Here is a 14,440-nt window from a genome sequence, read left to right on the forward strand (position 1 = left end):
TCAGTCCCACTCCAGACCGCCGCGGCGCCAGATGTAGGCGTAGGCGACGAGAACGGTGACGATGAAAAGGACCATCTCCACAAGGCCGAACATGCCCATGTGGTCGAAGGCGACGGCCCACGGGTACAGGAAGATGATCTCAATGTCGAAGACGATGAACAGCATCGCCGTCAGGTAGTACTTGACGGGGAACCGCCCGCCGCCGACCGGCTGCGGGGTCGGCTCGATGCCGCACTCGTAGGCGTCCAGCCGCGCGCGGTTCCAGCGCTTGGGACCGGTGAGCGAGGCCATCGCCACCGAGCCGACGGCGAAGACGGCGGCGAGCACTCCCAGCACGATGATCGGAACATAGAGATCCATGTCTCTACCGCCCCTCCTCGGTACGTACGACGCTGTACGGGGCGCGGGGTCCGGGGCCGGACCGGCGCGCCTCGGCGGCGTGCCCCTGCACACGCTCGTGAAAATTCTCACGAGCACGGGTCGCCACCCTAGCCAAGGTGATCAATAGCACTCCCCTCAGGGGGTCGGGTAATGCACTGTAGTCCGCTCACCTGCGACTTCGCGGCGAACAGCGATTTACGCGGGAGCATCCGGAACCAGTTCATGCCGCCGGCGCCGCCTTCTGCATCGCGTTGATGACCCGGTCCATCGCGTCGCCGCCCTTCGGGTCGGTCAGGTTGGCGAGCAGCTTGAGGGTGAACCGCATGAGGGTGGGGTGCGGCAGGCCGTGCGAGGTCAGGAACTTCATGATCCGCGGGTCGCCGATGGCCTGCACGAACACGCGGGCCAGCGTGAAGTAGCCGCCGTGCTCGTCCTTCAGGATCCGCGGGTACTCGTAGAGCGTCCGCTCGCGCTGCGCCGGGGTGCGGCGGGCGAGCGCCTGCACCATGATGTCGGCGGCCAGCCGGCCGGACTCCAGCGCGTAGTCGATGCCCTCGCCGTTGAACGGGTTGATCATGCCGCCGGCGTCGCCGACCAGCAGCATCCCGCGGGTGTAGTGCGGCTGCCGGTTGAAGCCCATCGGCAGCGCCGCGCCGCGGATCTTCGAGGTCGCGTGCTCCTCGTCGAACTGCCAGTCCTCCGGCATCTGCGCGCACCAGCGCCGCATCATGCCCCGGTAGTCGACGTTCTGGAACGCCTTGCTGGTGTTGAGCAGGCCGAGCCCGACGTTGGACGTGCCGTCGCCGACGCCGAACACCCAGCCGTAGCCGGGGAGCAGCCGCTCGCCGTCCCACAGTTCGAGCCACGCCTCCATGTACTCGTCGTCGTGGCGCGGCGTCCGGAAGTAGCGCCGGACGGCGACGCCCATGGGCCGGTCCTCGCGGCGGCGCAGGCCCATCGCCAGCGACAGCCGGGTCGAGTTGCCGTCGGCGGCGACGACCAGCGGCGCGTGGAACTCGGCGTCCTCGCCCTCGTAGGTGGCGGTGACGCCCTTGATGCGGTCGGTGCGCTCGTCCACGATCGGGCCGGTCACGGTGCAGCCCTGCAGCAGCCGGGCGCCGGCCTTCGCGGCGTGCTCGGCGAGCAGCTGGTCGAGGTCGGTGCGCTTGCGGACCAGGCCGAAGTCGGGGAAGCTCGCGAGCTCCGGCCAGGGCAGCTCGACCTTGACGCCGCCGCCGTAGATGCGCAGCCCCTTGTTGCGCCCCCAGCCGGGGTCGTTGATGTCGACGCCCATCCCGATGAGCGCCCGGACGGCGCGCGGGGTGAGCCCGTCGCCGCAGATCTTGTCGCGCGGGAAGGTGGCCTTCTCCAGCAGGAGCACGTCCAGCCCGGCCTGCGCGAGCCAGTAGGCGGTCGACGATCCGGCGGGGCCTGCCCCGACGACGATCACGTCCGCGTGTCGGGTGGAGTCGGTCACGGCGTTCCTCTTTAGCTCGTTCGCTTGTGAAGTACTTCACAAGGATCCGGTGGGGAGTCTATTCCTTTATCACGACCGGTGGGTACTTCTGGGCCGGTTCTGTTTTGGACCGGTCCCGGACCCGCCGGGCGAGGACGATCAGCCGGGGTTGATCGCATGGTGCATCGCCGCGACCCCGAAGGTGAGGTCGCGCCAGCGCACCTTCGTCCAGCCCGCGTCCAGCACGAGCCGCGCCAGCCCCGCCTGGTCGGGCCAGGCGAGCGTCGACTCGGCGAGGTAGCGGTAGGAGTCGGGGTTGGAGCTGACCCGGGCCAGCAGGGGCAGCCCGTACTTCAGGTGCGCCTTGTGGCCGAGCGCCAGCAGCGCGTTCGGCGGATGGCTGACCTCGCAGATCAGCAGCCGCCCGCCGGGCCTCGCCACCCGCCGCAGCTCGCGCAGCGCCCGCCCGGTGTCGGCGACGTTGCGCAGCCCGAACGAGATCGTCACCGCGTCGAACGAGCCGTCCTTGAACGGCAGCCGCAGCGCGTCGCCCGCCGCGAAGCTCAGCCGCGGCACGCCCGCCTGCCGGCGCACCCCCACCCGCAGCATGCCGAGGGAGAAGTCGCAGGCCACGGTCTGCGCGCCCGCCTGCGCGAACGGCACCGAGGACGTCCCCGTCCCGGCCGCGAGGTCGAGGATCCGCTCGCCCGGCCGCGCGTCCAGCGCCCGGACGGCCGCCCGCCGCCAACTCCGGTCCCGCCCGCCCGTCATCAGCGTGTTCAGCAGGTCGTACCGCTCGGCGGTGCCGTCGAACATCGCCGCGACGTCGGCGGGCTTCTTGTCCAGGGAGGCGCGGGTCATGGGCCCAGCCTATTGCCCGCCGCGACCGCGCCGATGGGGCGCCCGTAAGGAACGGGTTACGCGTCCTCGCGGGTCTTCGCGCGCTGGAACTTCTCGCGCTGGGCGCTCAGCCCGGTGGTCACCGCGGCCGACATCCGGTCGCGCTGCCCCGACAGCAGGACGAAGCTGACGATGCCGCTGATCAGCAGCGCCAGCAGCAGGAGCAGGAACCCGCGGGCCCCGAACAGCGCGAGCACACCGGCCGTGGCGGCGAAGATCGCCAGCCGGCCGGCGGTGTAAAGCAGTACGGAACGCATGACCCTCCGAGATTACCCCGGGGTGCAGGTGATCTTTCCCGGGGGTCAGCGGAGGACGTCGAGGAAGAGGGCGGGGTCGACGTTGCCGCCGGACAGGACGGAGACATAGGTGCGGCCCGCGGGCAACTCGTCGCGGTGGTGGAGGAAGGCGGCGGTGGCGACGGCGCCGGCGGGCTCGGCGATCAGGCGGGCCTCGCGGGCGAGGCTGCGCATGGTGCCGCGGATCTCGTCCTCGGTGACCGCGACCATGCCGTCGACGTGCGCCCGCATGTGCGCGAACGGCAGGTCGCCGACGCGCTGGACGCGCAGGGCGTCGGCGATGGTGCGGCCGGTCTTCTCGGCGTCCCAGGTGACGGGGCGGCCCGCGCGCATGGAGTCGCGGGCGTCGGCGGCCAGCTCGGGCTCGACGCCGATCACCTTCGCCTCGGGGCGCAGCGCCTTCACGGCGGCGGCGACGCCGGAGATCAGCCCGCCGCCGCTGACCGGGACGAGCACGACGTCCACGTCCGGGCGGTCCTGGACGATCTCCAGCCCGGCGGTGCCCTGGCCGGCGATGATCCGCGCGTCGTCGTAGGGCGGGACGAGCGTGAAGCCGTGCGCGGCGGCGAGCTTGGCCGCGGTCTCCGCGCGGGCCTCGGCGGTCGGCTCGACGTAGACGATCTCGGCGCCGAGCGCGATGCACGCGTCCACCTTCACGCCCGGGGTGGTGTGCGGCATGACCAGCACGGCGGGGACGCCGAGCGCGCGGGCGGTGTAGGCGACGGCCTGCGCGTGGTTGCCGCTGGAGTGCGTGACGACGCCGCGCTCGCGCTGCTCCTCGGGCAGGGCCGAGATGGTCGCGTACGCGCCGCGCAGCTTGAACGCCCCGATCGGCTGCAGGGACTCGGCCTTCACCAGCAGCGCCGGGTCGTCGCCGGTCCCGGGGAACGGGACGAGCGGCGTGCGCAGGGTGACGCCGGCGAGGCGTTCGGCGGCGTGCTCGATCTCCGGCAGCGAAACAAGATCGGACATGGTCACGAGGGTATGGGGTGGCCCGCGCGGGCCGATAACGGGCGCGGACGGCGGGTCGCGGCCGCGGCGCCGCGTCACCGGACGGCCATCGGCCTGTCAAGGAGGGGTTGCCGGCGTGACACGGCAGGTCAAGTGTGGTGTGCGAGGCCCCAGTGACCGAGGGTGCGAGCACCGACCGTCATCGCTCCTGCTCGGCGAACTACGGAGCGTGATGTTTTCCGAAAACAAGGGAGAAATCGGTCTTGACCCGCCACACTGTTAAACAGTCCACCCGCGCCGAGAGCGGGACAAAGGGGGAGAGAAAACGTGGAGAGCACGAGCGAGCGCCTGCTGACCCCAGGGGAAGTCGCCGCCCTCTTCCGGGTCGATCCGAAGACGGTCACCCGGTGGGCAGCGGCCGGCCGGATCAGCAGCATCCGCACTCCCGGCGGCCACCGCCGGTTCCGGGAGTCCGAGGTCCACGCGCTGCTGCGCGGGGAAGAGCCGGTCGCGGAGCACTCGGTCCACTGACGCACGGGGGCCCGCCCCCCGCCTCGGAACCGCCCGGACCGCCGCCCCGCCGCGGCCGGTCCACCAGCCCGGGCGCCCGAGGCCGTGCGGTGGCCCGGCACGGCTACTCCTCCGCCTCGCCGTCCCGCCACTCCTCGAACCGGCGCGCCAGCTCGGCGTCCTCGTCCCGCCAGCGGCGCCGCCTGTCCTCCAGCTCCTGCTCGGTCAGCGACTGCCCGAGGAGCCGGTCGTAGTCCGGATCGCCGGGCCCGATCTCCACATAGGCGTCGGCGATGATCCGCCCGTTCCGCTCCCGATCCGCGTCCGACCCGCCGTCCGCTGACCCGTCGTCGGCGAGGACGCTGTGGGGCACCCGGAGCGTGCCGTCGGGGAGCCGGATCACGTACATCGTCGATCACCCTCGGAGTCCATCGCCTTCGCCGGCATCACGGTGTCCTAGATGCCGTATCTGCGGTTGAAGAAGAGCATGACTTCCAATGCCGTCCTGATGTTGCCGGCGAGCATATCCACCAGCGCGGGCCGCTGCCGGGAGGAGATCGCGGCGAACGCGTCGGCGAAGAACTCGCGCCGGCCGAGCGCGTCGGGCTGCCGGTGGAAGTCGCTGGCCAGGTGCGGGCGGCACAGCTCGTACAGCTCCCGGAAGGCCGGGCTGTCGGAGGTCCAGCCGCCGGACTCGCCGTCGATGTCGTCGAGCGCGTGCCCGACCTCGTGCAGCATCACGTCCGGGGTCGGCGACGGCCGGTCCCCCACGATGATCTTGCGGTCGCCGTAGGCGCCGGCGCAGATGTCCCAGGTCGCGCGGCCGGACGGCAGCGGACGGTCGCGCAGGTGGCCCATGTCGTCGAGCTGCGGGACGCCGCCGGGCCCGACGTAGATGCCGTCGAGGCCGCCCGCGAGCTTCTCCTTGAGCGGCTCCGGCAGTGACGCGAGGCTGTCGACGGCCCTGATCACCTCCGGCGTCGGCGGGCCCTGCCGCGCGTCCCACTGCCGGTACAGCACGCTCTCCAGCACGCCGCAGTGCCGCCGCCCGTCGGCCGCGTGCGGCATGCCCGGCGGGTACGGCTCGACGCGCAGCGCGTCGTCGAGCTCGAAGTCGCTCCACGCGTAGTCGGAGGGGCGGGGACGGGGCGCGCCGCGCCGCCCGTACCGTCCGGGTGCTTTGGTGATCTCGGCGGCCTCCGGGCGGTCGGTGCCGGGGGCGAGCGCGAAGTCGTCGTCGCGGCCGGCCTTGCGGAACCGGCCGAACCGGTCGCGGGGCTGGTTGCTGCGCGGCCGCAGATGCCCGGGCTCGAGGCGGCGCCCCGGGTCGGGCGGCGACGGCGCGTACGCCGCGTCGTCCCCGCGGGCCGCGCCGTCCCCGCGCAGCGCCGAGCCCCGGGGCGCCTCCCGATTCCTGAGCTCCCGGGACTTGCGGTGGATGCCTTTGAAGCGCATCAGGCTCCTCTGTCAGCGGGGCCCGCGGAGTCGCCGAGCGAGAGGGCCCCCGAGGCAGGGTAAGCCGCAACCCGACTCGGCGTCATCCCCGCGAGTCACCACGGAACGGGCGGGCGCGGATGTGCGAGGACCGCGGCGCCCCGCCGGTGCGGTGGCCGCGGTCCTCATTGACCTGCTCGTGTGACGTGCTCGATGACGTGCCCTGGGGCGTGCGCTCAGGCGTAGGAGTGCATGCCCGAGAACATGTAGTTGACGCCGAAGAAGTTGAACAGCAGGCAGCCGAAGCCGATCAGCGACAGGATCGCCGCCTTGCGGCCCCGCCATCCGGCCGTCGCGCGCGCGTGCAGGTAGGCGGCGTAGACGATCCAGGTGACGAAGGACCAGACCTCCTTGGGGTCCCAGCCCCAGTACCGGCCCCACGCCTCGTCGGCCCAGATGGCGCCCATGATGATGGCGGCCGTCCAGATCGGGAACGCGAACATCGTCACCCGCATCGACAGCCGGTCGAGGTCGGCTGCGGACGGGACGCGCGACAGCATCCCGCCGCCCACCCCGGCCTCGCTCGTCTCCGCGCGGGCCTTCAGCAGGTACAGGATGGTCGCGGCGCCCGCCACCGTGAACGAGCCGGTCGCGATGATCGCGGCGGTGACGTGGATCGCGATCCAGTAGGAGTTCAGCGCCGGGCTGACCGGGCCGGCCGAGTCGTACAGCCAGATGTTGTCGATGCCGAGCGCGATCACCACGGCGGCCATCACGAACGCGCCGAGGAACCGCGCCTTGTAGCGCAGCGCCACGATCATGAACGCGGTCACGGCGGCGAACGACAGCGCCGTCATGAACTCGTACATGTTGCCCCACGGCCAGCGGTGCTCCGCCAGCCCGCGGGTGACCAGGATGCCGAGGTGCGACGCCCAGCCGAGCACGTTCAGCACGACCGCGAGCCGCGCCCAGTCGACGCTCTGGCGCTCCGCCCCGGCGTCGTCGGACGCGGCCGGCCCGGCGTCCGCGGACGCCTCGGCCTTATCGACGGTCTCGACGGTCTCGGCGCCGGCGGCGCCGACGAGCACCTTCGCCTCGGCCCGCTCCTCGGCCACCGCCGCGGAGCGGCGGCCGAAGCCGAGATCGGCCGCGTAGGCGACCAGCGCGACGATGTACATCACCACGGTGGTCAGCATGAGCTTGTCGCTCAGGTTCGCGAGGTCGGCGTTGCTCACCTCGTCACTCCTTCGGTTCGGTTGCCGACCCGGAACCCCGATCGGCGCCGGGTTCCGCTTCGGACCCGTTCTGTTGTGGCTCGGTGCCGTCCTCGCCGGACCCGGCCTGCTCCCGCCCTGCCTCCCGCGGTCCGGCCGTCTCCGGTTCGGGCTCGTCCGGTTCGGCCTTCTCCGGTTCGGCGGGCCCGGGGGCGTCCGGGCCGCGCAGCGCGGCCACGATGTCGTCGAACTCCGAGGTCGGGTTCCCGAGCGTGAGGCCGCCGACCTCCACCACGGTACGCCCGCCCTTCCCGGCGCCCGCACGGACCCACACCCTGCGCCGCCGGACGAGGAACGAGGTCGCCACGCCCAGCACCGCCAGCACCGCCGCGATCAGCGCGGGGATGCGTCCGGGGTCGTGGTTGACCGACAGCGTCGCGTACTCCGCCATGCCGTCGAAGGTGATCGAGCCCGCGCCGCCGGGGAGTTTGAAGGTCTCCCCCGGCTCCAGCAGCTTCTCCCCGCCCTTGATCGGCTGGAGGGTCTTGCCGATGCCCTCCAGCTTGTACACCGACTGCGGGGTGCCGGAGTCCAGGCCGAGGTCGCCCTTGAACGACGACAGGGTGATGACGGGCCGCAGCGCGCCGGGGAACGCCGACACGATCTGCTTGCCGTCCGGGCTGGCGACCGCCGTCGGCCACAGGATCGCGTAGAAGGCGAGCTGGTCGGGCTCGGCGTCGGGGACCTTGATGACGCCCTCGGACGTCAGGTTGCGCGGCTCCATCGCCAGGAACGGGACGGTGTCCTGGAAGGCGACGTTCCCCTTGGCGTCCTTCACGGTGAACTTCGGCGCGTAGCCGTGCCCGAGCAGGTACACCTTCGTGCCGCCGACCTTCAGCGGATGGTTGATCCGCAGGTCGTACTTCGTGTCCTTGCCGGACGGCTTGTCGCGGTAGTGGATCCACGCGTCGAACGCCGTGGCCTGCCCGCGCTTGTCGCCTTCCAGCTCGTACTTGGCCTTGAAGTCGTCCAGGCTGATCGTGAAGGGGGCGAGGTCGCCGTCCTTGAACAGCCGTCCCGGGGTGAACTCGTCGTACTGGCCGAGCGAGTTGGCGAACGTCTTGCCCTCGGTGATCAGCACGCTACCGCGGTAGCCGAACATGTTGCCCGCGCCGAGCGCGAACAGCAGCCCGAGCAGCGCCAGGTGGAAGACCAGGTTGCCGGTCTCGCCGAGGTAGCCCTTCTCCGCGGACGCGGCGCCGCCGGACACGTCCACCCGGAACCGCCGCCCGCGCAGCACCCTGCGCGCCTCGGCGAGGACGTCCTCGGGCGCGTCGTCGGTCTCGTACGACACCGACTGCGGCAGCCGCCCGAGGTTGCGCGGCGCGGCCGGCGGGCGGGCCCGCATCGACTGGTAGTGCTTCACCGCGCGCGGGACGACGCAGCCCGCCAGCGACACGAACAGCAGGATGTAGATCGCCGCGAACCAGGGCGCGGAGAACACGTCGAACAGCGAGAGCTTGTCGAAGAACGGGCCGAGCGTCTTGTGGTCGGACAGGTACGCCGCGACCTTCTCGGGCGCCTGCCCCCGCTGCGGCAGCGCCGACCCCGGCACCGCGCCCAGCGCCACCAGGAACAGCAGGATCAGCGCGGTGCGCATGGTGGTGAGCTGCCGCCAGCCCCACCGCAGCCAGCCCAGCGGGCCGAGGCCCCTCGGCCGCGGCACCTCCTCGGGGGCCTGCCGTGCGGCGGGCGCCTGCGTGCCCGTCTCGTCGTCCTTGATGTCGATGTCGCTCATATCGATCGCCTCTGCCGATCCGTCGGCATCACAGAACCGGCTCGAAGCCGCTGATCCACGACTTCAGCTCGATGTTCAGTTCCCCCCACAGGCCGCTCACCAGCAGCACCCCGATGAGGACGAGCATCCCCCCGCCGATCCGCATGACGAGGGGGTAGTGCCGCTTCACCGCACCGAACGCGCCGAGCGCGCGGCGGTAGGCGACCGCCGTCACCACGAACGGCACCCCGAGTCCGACACAGTACGCCAGGGACAGCAGCGCGCCCCGGGTGGCGCTGGCCTCGCTGATCGCCAGCGACTGCACGGCGCCGAGCGTCGGCCCGATGCACGGCGTCCAGCCGAGCGCGAACAGGGCGCCGAGCAGCGGCGCCCCGGCGAGGCCCGCGGACGGCACCCGGCCCGACTTCATCGTCCGCTGCAGCCCCGGGATCAGGCCCATGAACGCGAGCCCGAAGACGATCGTGACGGCGCCGAGCACCCGGGTGATCCGGTCCTGGTACTCCAGCAGCCACCGGCCGAGGCCGCCGAAGGCCACCCCGTAGCTGACGAACACGACGCTGAACCCGGCGACGAACAGCAGCACGCCGGACAGCAGCCGGCCGCGGCGCTGCTCGGCGAGGTCCGCGCCGGTCATCCCCGTCACGTACGACAGGTAGCCGGGGACGAGCGGCAGCACGCACGGCGACAGGAACGACACGAGCCCGGCGAGGGCCGCCAGCGGCGCCGCCGCCACCAGCGATCCGCTCGTCACCGTCTCGTCGACGTTCACCGTGCCGCGCTCATTGTTCCGCGAGCACCTTGCCCACCAGCGGGTTCAGCTTGGAGTAGGTGGTGGCGCCGATGATGCGCGCCGCGACCCTCCCCTGCCGGTCCAGGACGAGCGTGCTCGGGATGGCGCTCGGCGGCACCTCCCGGAACGCGAGCGTGACCTGGCCGTCCCCGTCGAACAGGCTCGGGTAGGTGACCTTGAACTTGCGCTCGAACGCCTTGGCGTTGTCCTTGGCGTCCTTGAAGTTGACGCCGAGGAACTCCACGCCCTTGGCCTTGTTCGCGGTGTAGATCTGCTCCAGCGACGGCGCCTCGCCGCGGCAGGGCGCGCACCACGACGCCCAGAAGTTGACGACCGCGACCTTGCCCTTGAGGGAGTCGAGCCGGAACGCCTGCCCGTCGAGCGTCTGCCCGGTGACCTCCTGGAGGCTCTTGCGGTGCCCGGGCTGGTACTGCGTGACGTTCCCGTCGCCGGAGATGAACCGGTCGTCGTCGCCGTCCGGGCCGCTCTTGGCCGAACCGGTTCCCGCGCAGCCGGCCAGCAGCCCGCAGAGCGCGACGGCAGCGGCGGCGGCGCGCGCATGGGGGATTCGGGGGCTCAACGGACCCTCCTACTACTACAGGACGTAGTACACAACTTAGCGGTGCGGTCAGGCACCCGCGACACTGGGGCCCTTCGCGATCCCCTCGGCGGGCTCGCGGTAGCCGACCTCGACGAGCCTGCTGCCCTCGAACGTGAGGCTGGTCACGCTGGCCAGCGCGCATTCGCGGCGGCTCGGGTGGTGCCAGAGCCGGCGGTGCTCGGCGTGCAGCCGCAGGATCCAGATCGGCAGCTGGTGGCTGACGCACACGGCCTCGTGGCCGCGCGCCGCGTCCCGCGCCCGGATCACGGCCGCGCGCATCCGCGCCGCGAGCTCCTTGTACGGCTCGCCCCACGACGGGCGGAACGGGTTCACCAGGTGGCGCCAGTGCTCGGGGCGGCGCAGCGAGCCGGGCCCCACCCCGAAGGTCAGCCCCTCGAAGTGGTTGTCCGCCTCGATCAGCCGATCGTCCACCGTCACGGGCAGGTCGAACGAGTCGGCCAGCGGCGCGGCGGTCTCCAGCGCCCGCTGCATCGGCGAGGAGAACAGCGCGGTGACGTCCCGGTCGGCGAACCACTTCGCGGCGGCCTTGGCCATGAGGACGCCGTCCTCGCTGAGCCGGTAGCCGGGCAGCCGCCCGTACAGGACGCCTTCGGGGTTGTGCACCTCACCGTGCCGCAGCAGGTGAACGATCGTCTTGTCGTCAGTCATGGCCCGATCAGGCTACCCGCGCCGCCCGGCCGCCCCGTCCGCGCCCCGGAGCCCGCCGGCATCCGTCAGTGGACGGTGGTCTTCACGTAGGCGGCGATGCGGGCGGCGACCCGGTCCAGGTCCGCCTTGGTGATCTTGGTGCCCTTCGCACCCTGGACGAACCAGTAGGTCAGCGCGGCGGTGCACACGTCCGCCCGGGCCAGCGGCGCCAGGCAGCCGACCGGCGACGGGACGCCGTTGGAGCCCATCACGGCCAGGGTCACCGCCACGTACGGCCGGGCCAGCTGCTGCCCGTTCGCGTCGGCCGCCAGTGCCAGCCGCAGCGAGGGGTCGCCGGTCGGGACGTCCTGCCGCCCGCGCTCCTGCGACGTGCAGCTCGGGAAGTCGCGCCTCGCCTTCGCGGCCTCGGGCGAGTTCGGGAAGTAGTTGCAGACCTGCGCGGCGATGTTGCCGACGGACCCCTGCCAGTCCTGCGTGATCTGGAGCTTCCCGGGGCCTCCGATCGAGTTCACCCCGGCGTTGGCGCCCGTCGAGCCCTCGCACGGCGCCGACGCCGGGCCGATCAGGTAGCCCTGTCCGGTGCGGTAGGCGACGGCGTCCTTCGGCAGCTTCACCTGCTCGGGGAGGCGGACCTGCGCGGGGCCGGGCGCCGGGGTCGTCGTGCTCCCGTCGAAGCCGGTGACGGGGCAGGCGCGGACGGACGCGACGGCCGCGACGGCGCGGGTGGCGGTGGGGCGGGGCGCGGGGTCGTCCTTGCCGAACTGCTGGACGGCGATGGCGCCGGCGCCGACGACCACGGCCGTCCCGGCGGCGGCGGTGGCGATGCCGCCCGCGCTGCCGAAGAACGCCTTGATCACGCTCGCTCCGCCGGCCTTGGCCGCGGCGTGGCCGGCGGCGCTCTGGGCGGCGGTCTGGCCGGCGGCGTGCGCGGCGCCCTGCGCGGCGGCGCTCCCGGCCGCGCTCGCGCCACCCGGGACGACCCATGCGGCCAGCGGGAACAGGGCGGCCAGCGCGACGGCGGACGCGGCGAGCGCGCGGACCCCGCGGGACTCCCAGTCCGGCCCGTACGCCTCCCTGGCGGTCCGCTCCAGGTCGTCGACGAACACGGCGGCGCTCGCCGGACGGTCGGCGGGGTCCTTGGCCATGCCGCGCGCGACCAGGTCGCGGAGCGGTTCCGGGACGGTCTCGACCGGCACCTCGCCGGTGCGGTGCGCCCGCACCAGCTCGGCGCGGTTCCCGGTGAACGGCCGCCGCCCGCTGACGCACTCGACGAAAACGCACGTCGCGGCGTACACATCGGTCGCGGGCGTGGCGGTGTGCCGGTCCCACTGCTCGGGCGCCATGTAGTACGGGGTGCCGGCGCCGCCGGCCTCCTGCCCGGCCGGGGCGGCGATGCCGAAGTCGACGAGCCGGCTGCGCCCGTCCGCCGGAACCACCACGTTCGCGGGCTTGTAGTCGCGGTGGACGACACCGAGCGCGTGCGCGGCGGCGAGGCCGAGCAGCGAGCCCTTCAGCACCGACAGCGACGCCTCGGGGCCGAGCGCGCCGTGCCGGGCGAGGAGCTCCTTGAGGGACACCCCGTCGACGGCCTCCATGATGATCGCGGCGCCGTCGGGGCCCTCGACGAGCCGGAAGAGGCGCGCGATGTGCGGGCTCTCGGCCTGCCCGAGCATCCGGGCCTCGTGCCGCAGCCGCTCCCGCTCCTCCTCGCTCGCGGACGCGTTCAGGTACTTGATCGCGACGGGGGTGCCGGACCGCTCGTGCCGGGCGAGCACGACGCGCCCCTGGGCGCCCGCGCCCAGCTCCCGCACCTCGGCGTAGCCCTCGACCCGCCACCCGTCCATCGCGCCCTCCCGGCCGTGATCGCGAAGAACGTACCGAATCGGACGCGTCGCGGCGACCCACCCGCCGCGGGGGCCGGGCGGTCAGGCGGCCCGTACGGCGGATCCGGGGACGCCGGTGCGCAGCGCGGTCACGGCGGCGCGGATCGCGGGGCGGCGCGCGGCCTCCTCCCGCCAGACCGCGTACACGCGGCGGGTCAGCGGCTCGGCGAGCGGGACGACCGCGACGTCCGGCGGCACGTCGCAGCGGCCGAGGCGGGGCAGGATCGCGTTGCCGAGCCCGGCGGCGACGAGCGCGAGCTGCGTCGCGAACTCGTAGGCCATGTGCTCGATGCGCGGCTCGCTGTCGATGGCGCGCAGGGTGCGCAGGAGCCAGTCGCAGCAGATGCTGTCGGGCACCGAGCTGATCCACGGGTCGCCGGCCAGCTCCTTGAGGTCGACGCTGTCGCGGCCGGCCAGCGGGTGCCCGGCGGGCAGCGCGACGTCGGCGACGTCGTCGCAGATGGCGCCCTTGTGCAGGCCCTCGGGCAGCGGCAGCGGCTCGTTGTTCCAGTCCTGGACGACGGCCATGTCGAGGTCGCCGCGCAGGACGAGCGGCATGCTGTGCAGGGGGTCCTCTTCGCGGACCAGGACGCGCAGGTCGGGGTGCTCGGCGCGGAGCAGCCGCAGCGCCTGCGGCATCAGCCCGCGCACGGCGGTGGGGAACGCCGCGAGGGTCAGCTGGCCGACGACCGAGCCGCGGTGCGCCTCCAGGTCGGCCTGGGCCTGCTCGACGAGGGAGAGGATCTTCTCGGCGTGCCCGACGAGCAGCTCGGCGGCGTCGGTGAGCCGCACGCCGCGGCCGTTGCGCTCGAGCAGCTTCTGGCCGGTCTCCCGCTCCAGCTTGGCGAGCTGCTGGGAGACGGCGGAGGTGGTGACGTGCAGGACGTCGGCGGCGGCGCTGACCGAGCCGTAGGTGGCGACGGAGTGCAGCGCGCGCAGCCGTTCGAGATCGAGCATGTAGCAATTCTAAAGCGAGACGTCGACAGATTCTAGCTAGTCCTAAAATAAGGGTCGGCGACGATCGGGGCATGAGACCGCGCCACGTCCTGCCGACGCCCATGCACGGCATCCACGCGTCCCTGGTCACGCCGTTCACCCGCTCCGGCGAGGTGGACGCCAAGTCCCTCGAGCGCCTCGCCGTCCACTGCCTGGAGCAGGGCGCGGACGGGCTCGTCGCGCTCGGCACCACCGGCGAGGCCGCGCTGCTGACCGCCGAGGAGCGGCGCACCGTGGTGGAGGTGTGCCGCGCCGTCTCGATCGAGCACGGGGCGCCGCTGACCGTCGGCGCCGGGACGATGGGCACCGCCGACACGATCCGGAAGGCCCGCGAGCACGCCGCCTACGCCGACGCGCTGCTCGTCGTCGTGCCGTACTACCTGCGCCCGTCCGACGACGGCGTCATCGACCACTTCGCCGCCGTCGGCGCCGCCGTGGACGTCCCGCGCGGACTGGCCCTGCACAACGCCCTGCTGCCGCTACACGTTGACTTGTGGCGGGGGGGGGGTGGGGGGGGGGGGGGGGGAACCGCACCACCCCCCACACACCGGGGGCCGTCTC

Annotated in this window: 16 protein-coding genes; 2 read left to right on the forward strand and 14 right to left on the reverse strand. The window is 72.8% G+C overall.

All coding sequences use genetic code 11. The annotated features are described in order from the left end of the window. The 5 genes from F8568_RS17035 to F8568_RS17055 form a co-directional block, all read right to left on the reverse strand. Complete coding sequence (locus F8568_RS17035; RefSeq protein WP_151543250.1) at nt 1-360, reverse strand: NADH-quinone oxidoreductase subunit A; 360 nt, start codon at nt 358-360, stop codon at nt 1-3. A gap of 241 nt (nt 361-601) precedes the next feature. Next, the gene (locus F8568_RS17040) at nt 602-1,858 is read right to left on the reverse strand and encodes a geranylgeranyl reductase family protein (RefSeq protein WP_151594534.1); all 1,257 of its coding nucleotides are present in this window, start codon (nt 1,856-1,858) and stop codon (nt 602-604) included. Nucleotides 1,859-1,996: 138 nt separating this feature from the next. After that, a complete protein-coding gene (locus tag F8568_RS17045) occupies nt 1,997-2,698 on the reverse strand; it encodes a demethylmenaquinone methyltransferase (RefSeq protein WP_151594535.1) in 702 nt (233 codons plus the stop codon). Between the two features lie 56 nt (nt 2,699-2,754). Further along, nucleotides 2,755-2,994: a DUF4229 domain-containing protein gene (locus F8568_RS17050; protein WP_151594536.1), complete on the reverse strand. Its 240-nt coding sequence runs from the start codon at nt 2,992-2,994 to the stop codon at nt 2,755-2,757. Nucleotides 2,995-3,039: 45 nt separating this feature from the next. After that, a complete protein-coding gene (locus tag F8568_RS17055) occupies nt 3,040-4,005 on the reverse strand; it encodes a threonine ammonia-lyase (protein ID WP_151594537.1) in 966 nt (321 codons plus the stop codon). Nucleotides 4,006-4,311: 306 nt separating this feature from the next. On the opposite strand from F8568_RS17055, the gene F8568_RS17060 reads away from it, so the two are divergent. Further along, on the forward strand, nt 4,312-4,515 hold the full coding sequence (locus F8568_RS17060) for a BldC family transcriptional regulator (RefSeq protein ID WP_151543245.1): 204 nt from the start codon (nt 4,312-4,314) through the stop codon (nt 4,513-4,515). Between the two features lie 103 nt (nt 4,516-4,618). Here the strand turns inward: F8568_RS17060 and F8568_RS17065 are convergent, their stop codons facing one another. The 9 genes from F8568_RS17065 to F8568_RS17105 form a co-directional block, all read right to left on the reverse strand. After that, complete coding sequence (locus F8568_RS17065; RefSeq protein ID WP_151594538.1) at nt 4,619-4,903, reverse strand: hypothetical protein; 285 nt, start codon at nt 4,901-4,903, stop codon at nt 4,619-4,621. 47 nt (nt 4,904-4,950) lie between these two features. Beyond that, nucleotides 4,951-5,949, reverse strand: coding sequence for a hypothetical protein (locus F8568_RS17070; protein WP_151594539.1), 999 nt, complete (start codon nt 5,947-5,949; stop codon nt 4,951-4,953). A 215-nt stretch (nt 5,950-6,164) separates the two neighbouring features. Further along, entirely contained in the window at nt 6,165-7,163 is a 999-nt protein-coding gene (ccsB, locus tag F8568_RS17075) for a c-type cytochrome biogenesis protein CcsB (RefSeq protein ID WP_328600922.1), read from the reverse strand. A gap of 4 nt (nt 7,164-7,167) precedes the next feature. Beyond that, nucleotides 7,168-8,940, reverse strand: a complete 1,773-nt coding sequence (locus F8568_RS17080; protein WP_151594540.1) for a cytochrome c biogenesis protein ResB — start codon at nt 8,938-8,940, stop codon at nt 7,168-7,170. 28 nt (nt 8,941-8,968) lie between these two features. Continuing rightward, complete coding sequence (locus F8568_RS17085; RefSeq protein WP_151594541.1) at nt 8,969-9,709, reverse strand: cytochrome c biogenesis CcdA family protein; 741 nt, start codon at nt 9,707-9,709, stop codon at nt 8,969-8,971. A 10-nt stretch (nt 9,710-9,719) separates the two neighbouring features. Further along, the gene (locus tag F8568_RS17090; protein WP_151594542.1) at nt 9,720-10,310 is read right to left on the reverse strand and encodes a TlpA family protein disulfide reductase; all 591 of its coding nucleotides are present in this window, start codon (nt 10,308-10,310) and stop codon (nt 9,720-9,722) included. Between the two features lie 48 nt (nt 10,311-10,358). After that, nucleotides 10,359-11,000 (reverse strand): histidine phosphatase family protein, encoded by a 642-nt coding sequence (locus F8568_RS17095; protein WP_151594543.1) that lies wholly within the window; start codon nt 10,998-11,000, stop codon nt 10,359-10,361. A 65-nt stretch (nt 11,001-11,065) separates the two neighbouring features. Then, nucleotides 11,066-12,844 carry a serine/threonine-protein kinase gene (locus F8568_RS46825; protein WP_202125049.1) on the reverse strand — a complete coding sequence of 593 codons (1,779 nt, stop codon included), beginning with the start codon at nt 12,842-12,844 and terminating at the stop codon, nt 11,066-11,068. Between the two features lie 81 nt (nt 12,845-12,925). Then, a complete protein-coding gene (locus tag F8568_RS17105; RefSeq protein WP_151594544.1) occupies nt 12,926-13,840 on the reverse strand; it encodes a LysR family transcriptional regulator in 915 nt (304 codons plus the stop codon). 71 nt (nt 13,841-13,911) lie between these two features. On the opposite strand from F8568_RS17105, the gene F8568_RS17110 reads away from it, so the two are divergent. Continuing rightward, nucleotides 13,912-14,440 (forward strand): dihydrodipicolinate synthase family protein (locus tag F8568_RS17110; RefSeq protein WP_202125050.1); only part of this gene is annotated, 529 nt, incomplete at its 3' end.

The organism is Actinomadura physcomitrii (genome assembly GCF_008923205.2).
In the GTDB taxonomy this organism is placed as follows: domain Bacteria; phylum Actinomycetota; class Actinomycetes; order Streptosporangiales; family Streptosporangiaceae; genus Spirillospora; species Spirillospora physcomitrii.

Bases quoted from the DNA above. Each gene is read 5' to 3' on its own strand.
- F8568_RS17045 (WP_151594535.1), bottom strand. From the start codon at position 2,698: ATGACCCGCGCCTCCCTGGACAAGAAGCCCGCCGACGTCGCGGCGATG.
- F8568_RS17105 (WP_151594544.1), bottom strand. From the start codon at position 13,840: ATGCTCGATCTCGAACGGCTGCGCGCGCTGCACTCCGTCGCCACCTAC.
- F8568_RS17055 (WP_151594537.1), bottom strand. From the start codon at position 4,005: ATGTCCGATCTTGTTTCGCTGCCGGAGATCGAGCACGCCGCCGAACGC.
- F8568_RS17080 (WP_151594540.1), bottom strand. From the start codon at position 8,940: ATGAGCGACATCGACATCAAGGACGACGAGACGGGCACGCAGGCGCCC.
- F8568_RS17065 (WP_151594538.1), bottom strand. From the start codon at position 4,903: ATGTACGTGATCCGGCTCCCCGACGGCACGCTCCGGGTGCCCCACAGC.
- F8568_RS17035 (WP_151543250.1), bottom strand. From the start codon at position 360: ATGGATCTCTATGTTCCGATCATCGTGCTGGGAGTGCTCGCCGCCGTC.
- F8568_RS17070 (WP_151594539.1), bottom strand. From the start codon at position 5,949: ATGCGCTTCAAAGGCATCCACCGCAAGTCCCGGGAGCTCAGGAATCGG.
- F8568_RS46825 (WP_202125049.1), bottom strand. From the start codon at position 12,844: ATGGACGGGTGGCGGGTCGAGGGCTACGCCGAGGTGCGGGAGCTGGGC.
- F8568_RS17050 (WP_151594536.1), bottom strand. From the start codon at position 2,994: ATGCGTTCCGTACTGCTTTACACCGCCGGCCGGCTGGCGATCTTCGCC.
- F8568_RS17095 (WP_151594543.1), bottom strand. From the start codon at position 11,000: ATGACTGACGACAAGACGATCGTTCACCTGCTGCGGCACGGTGAGGTG.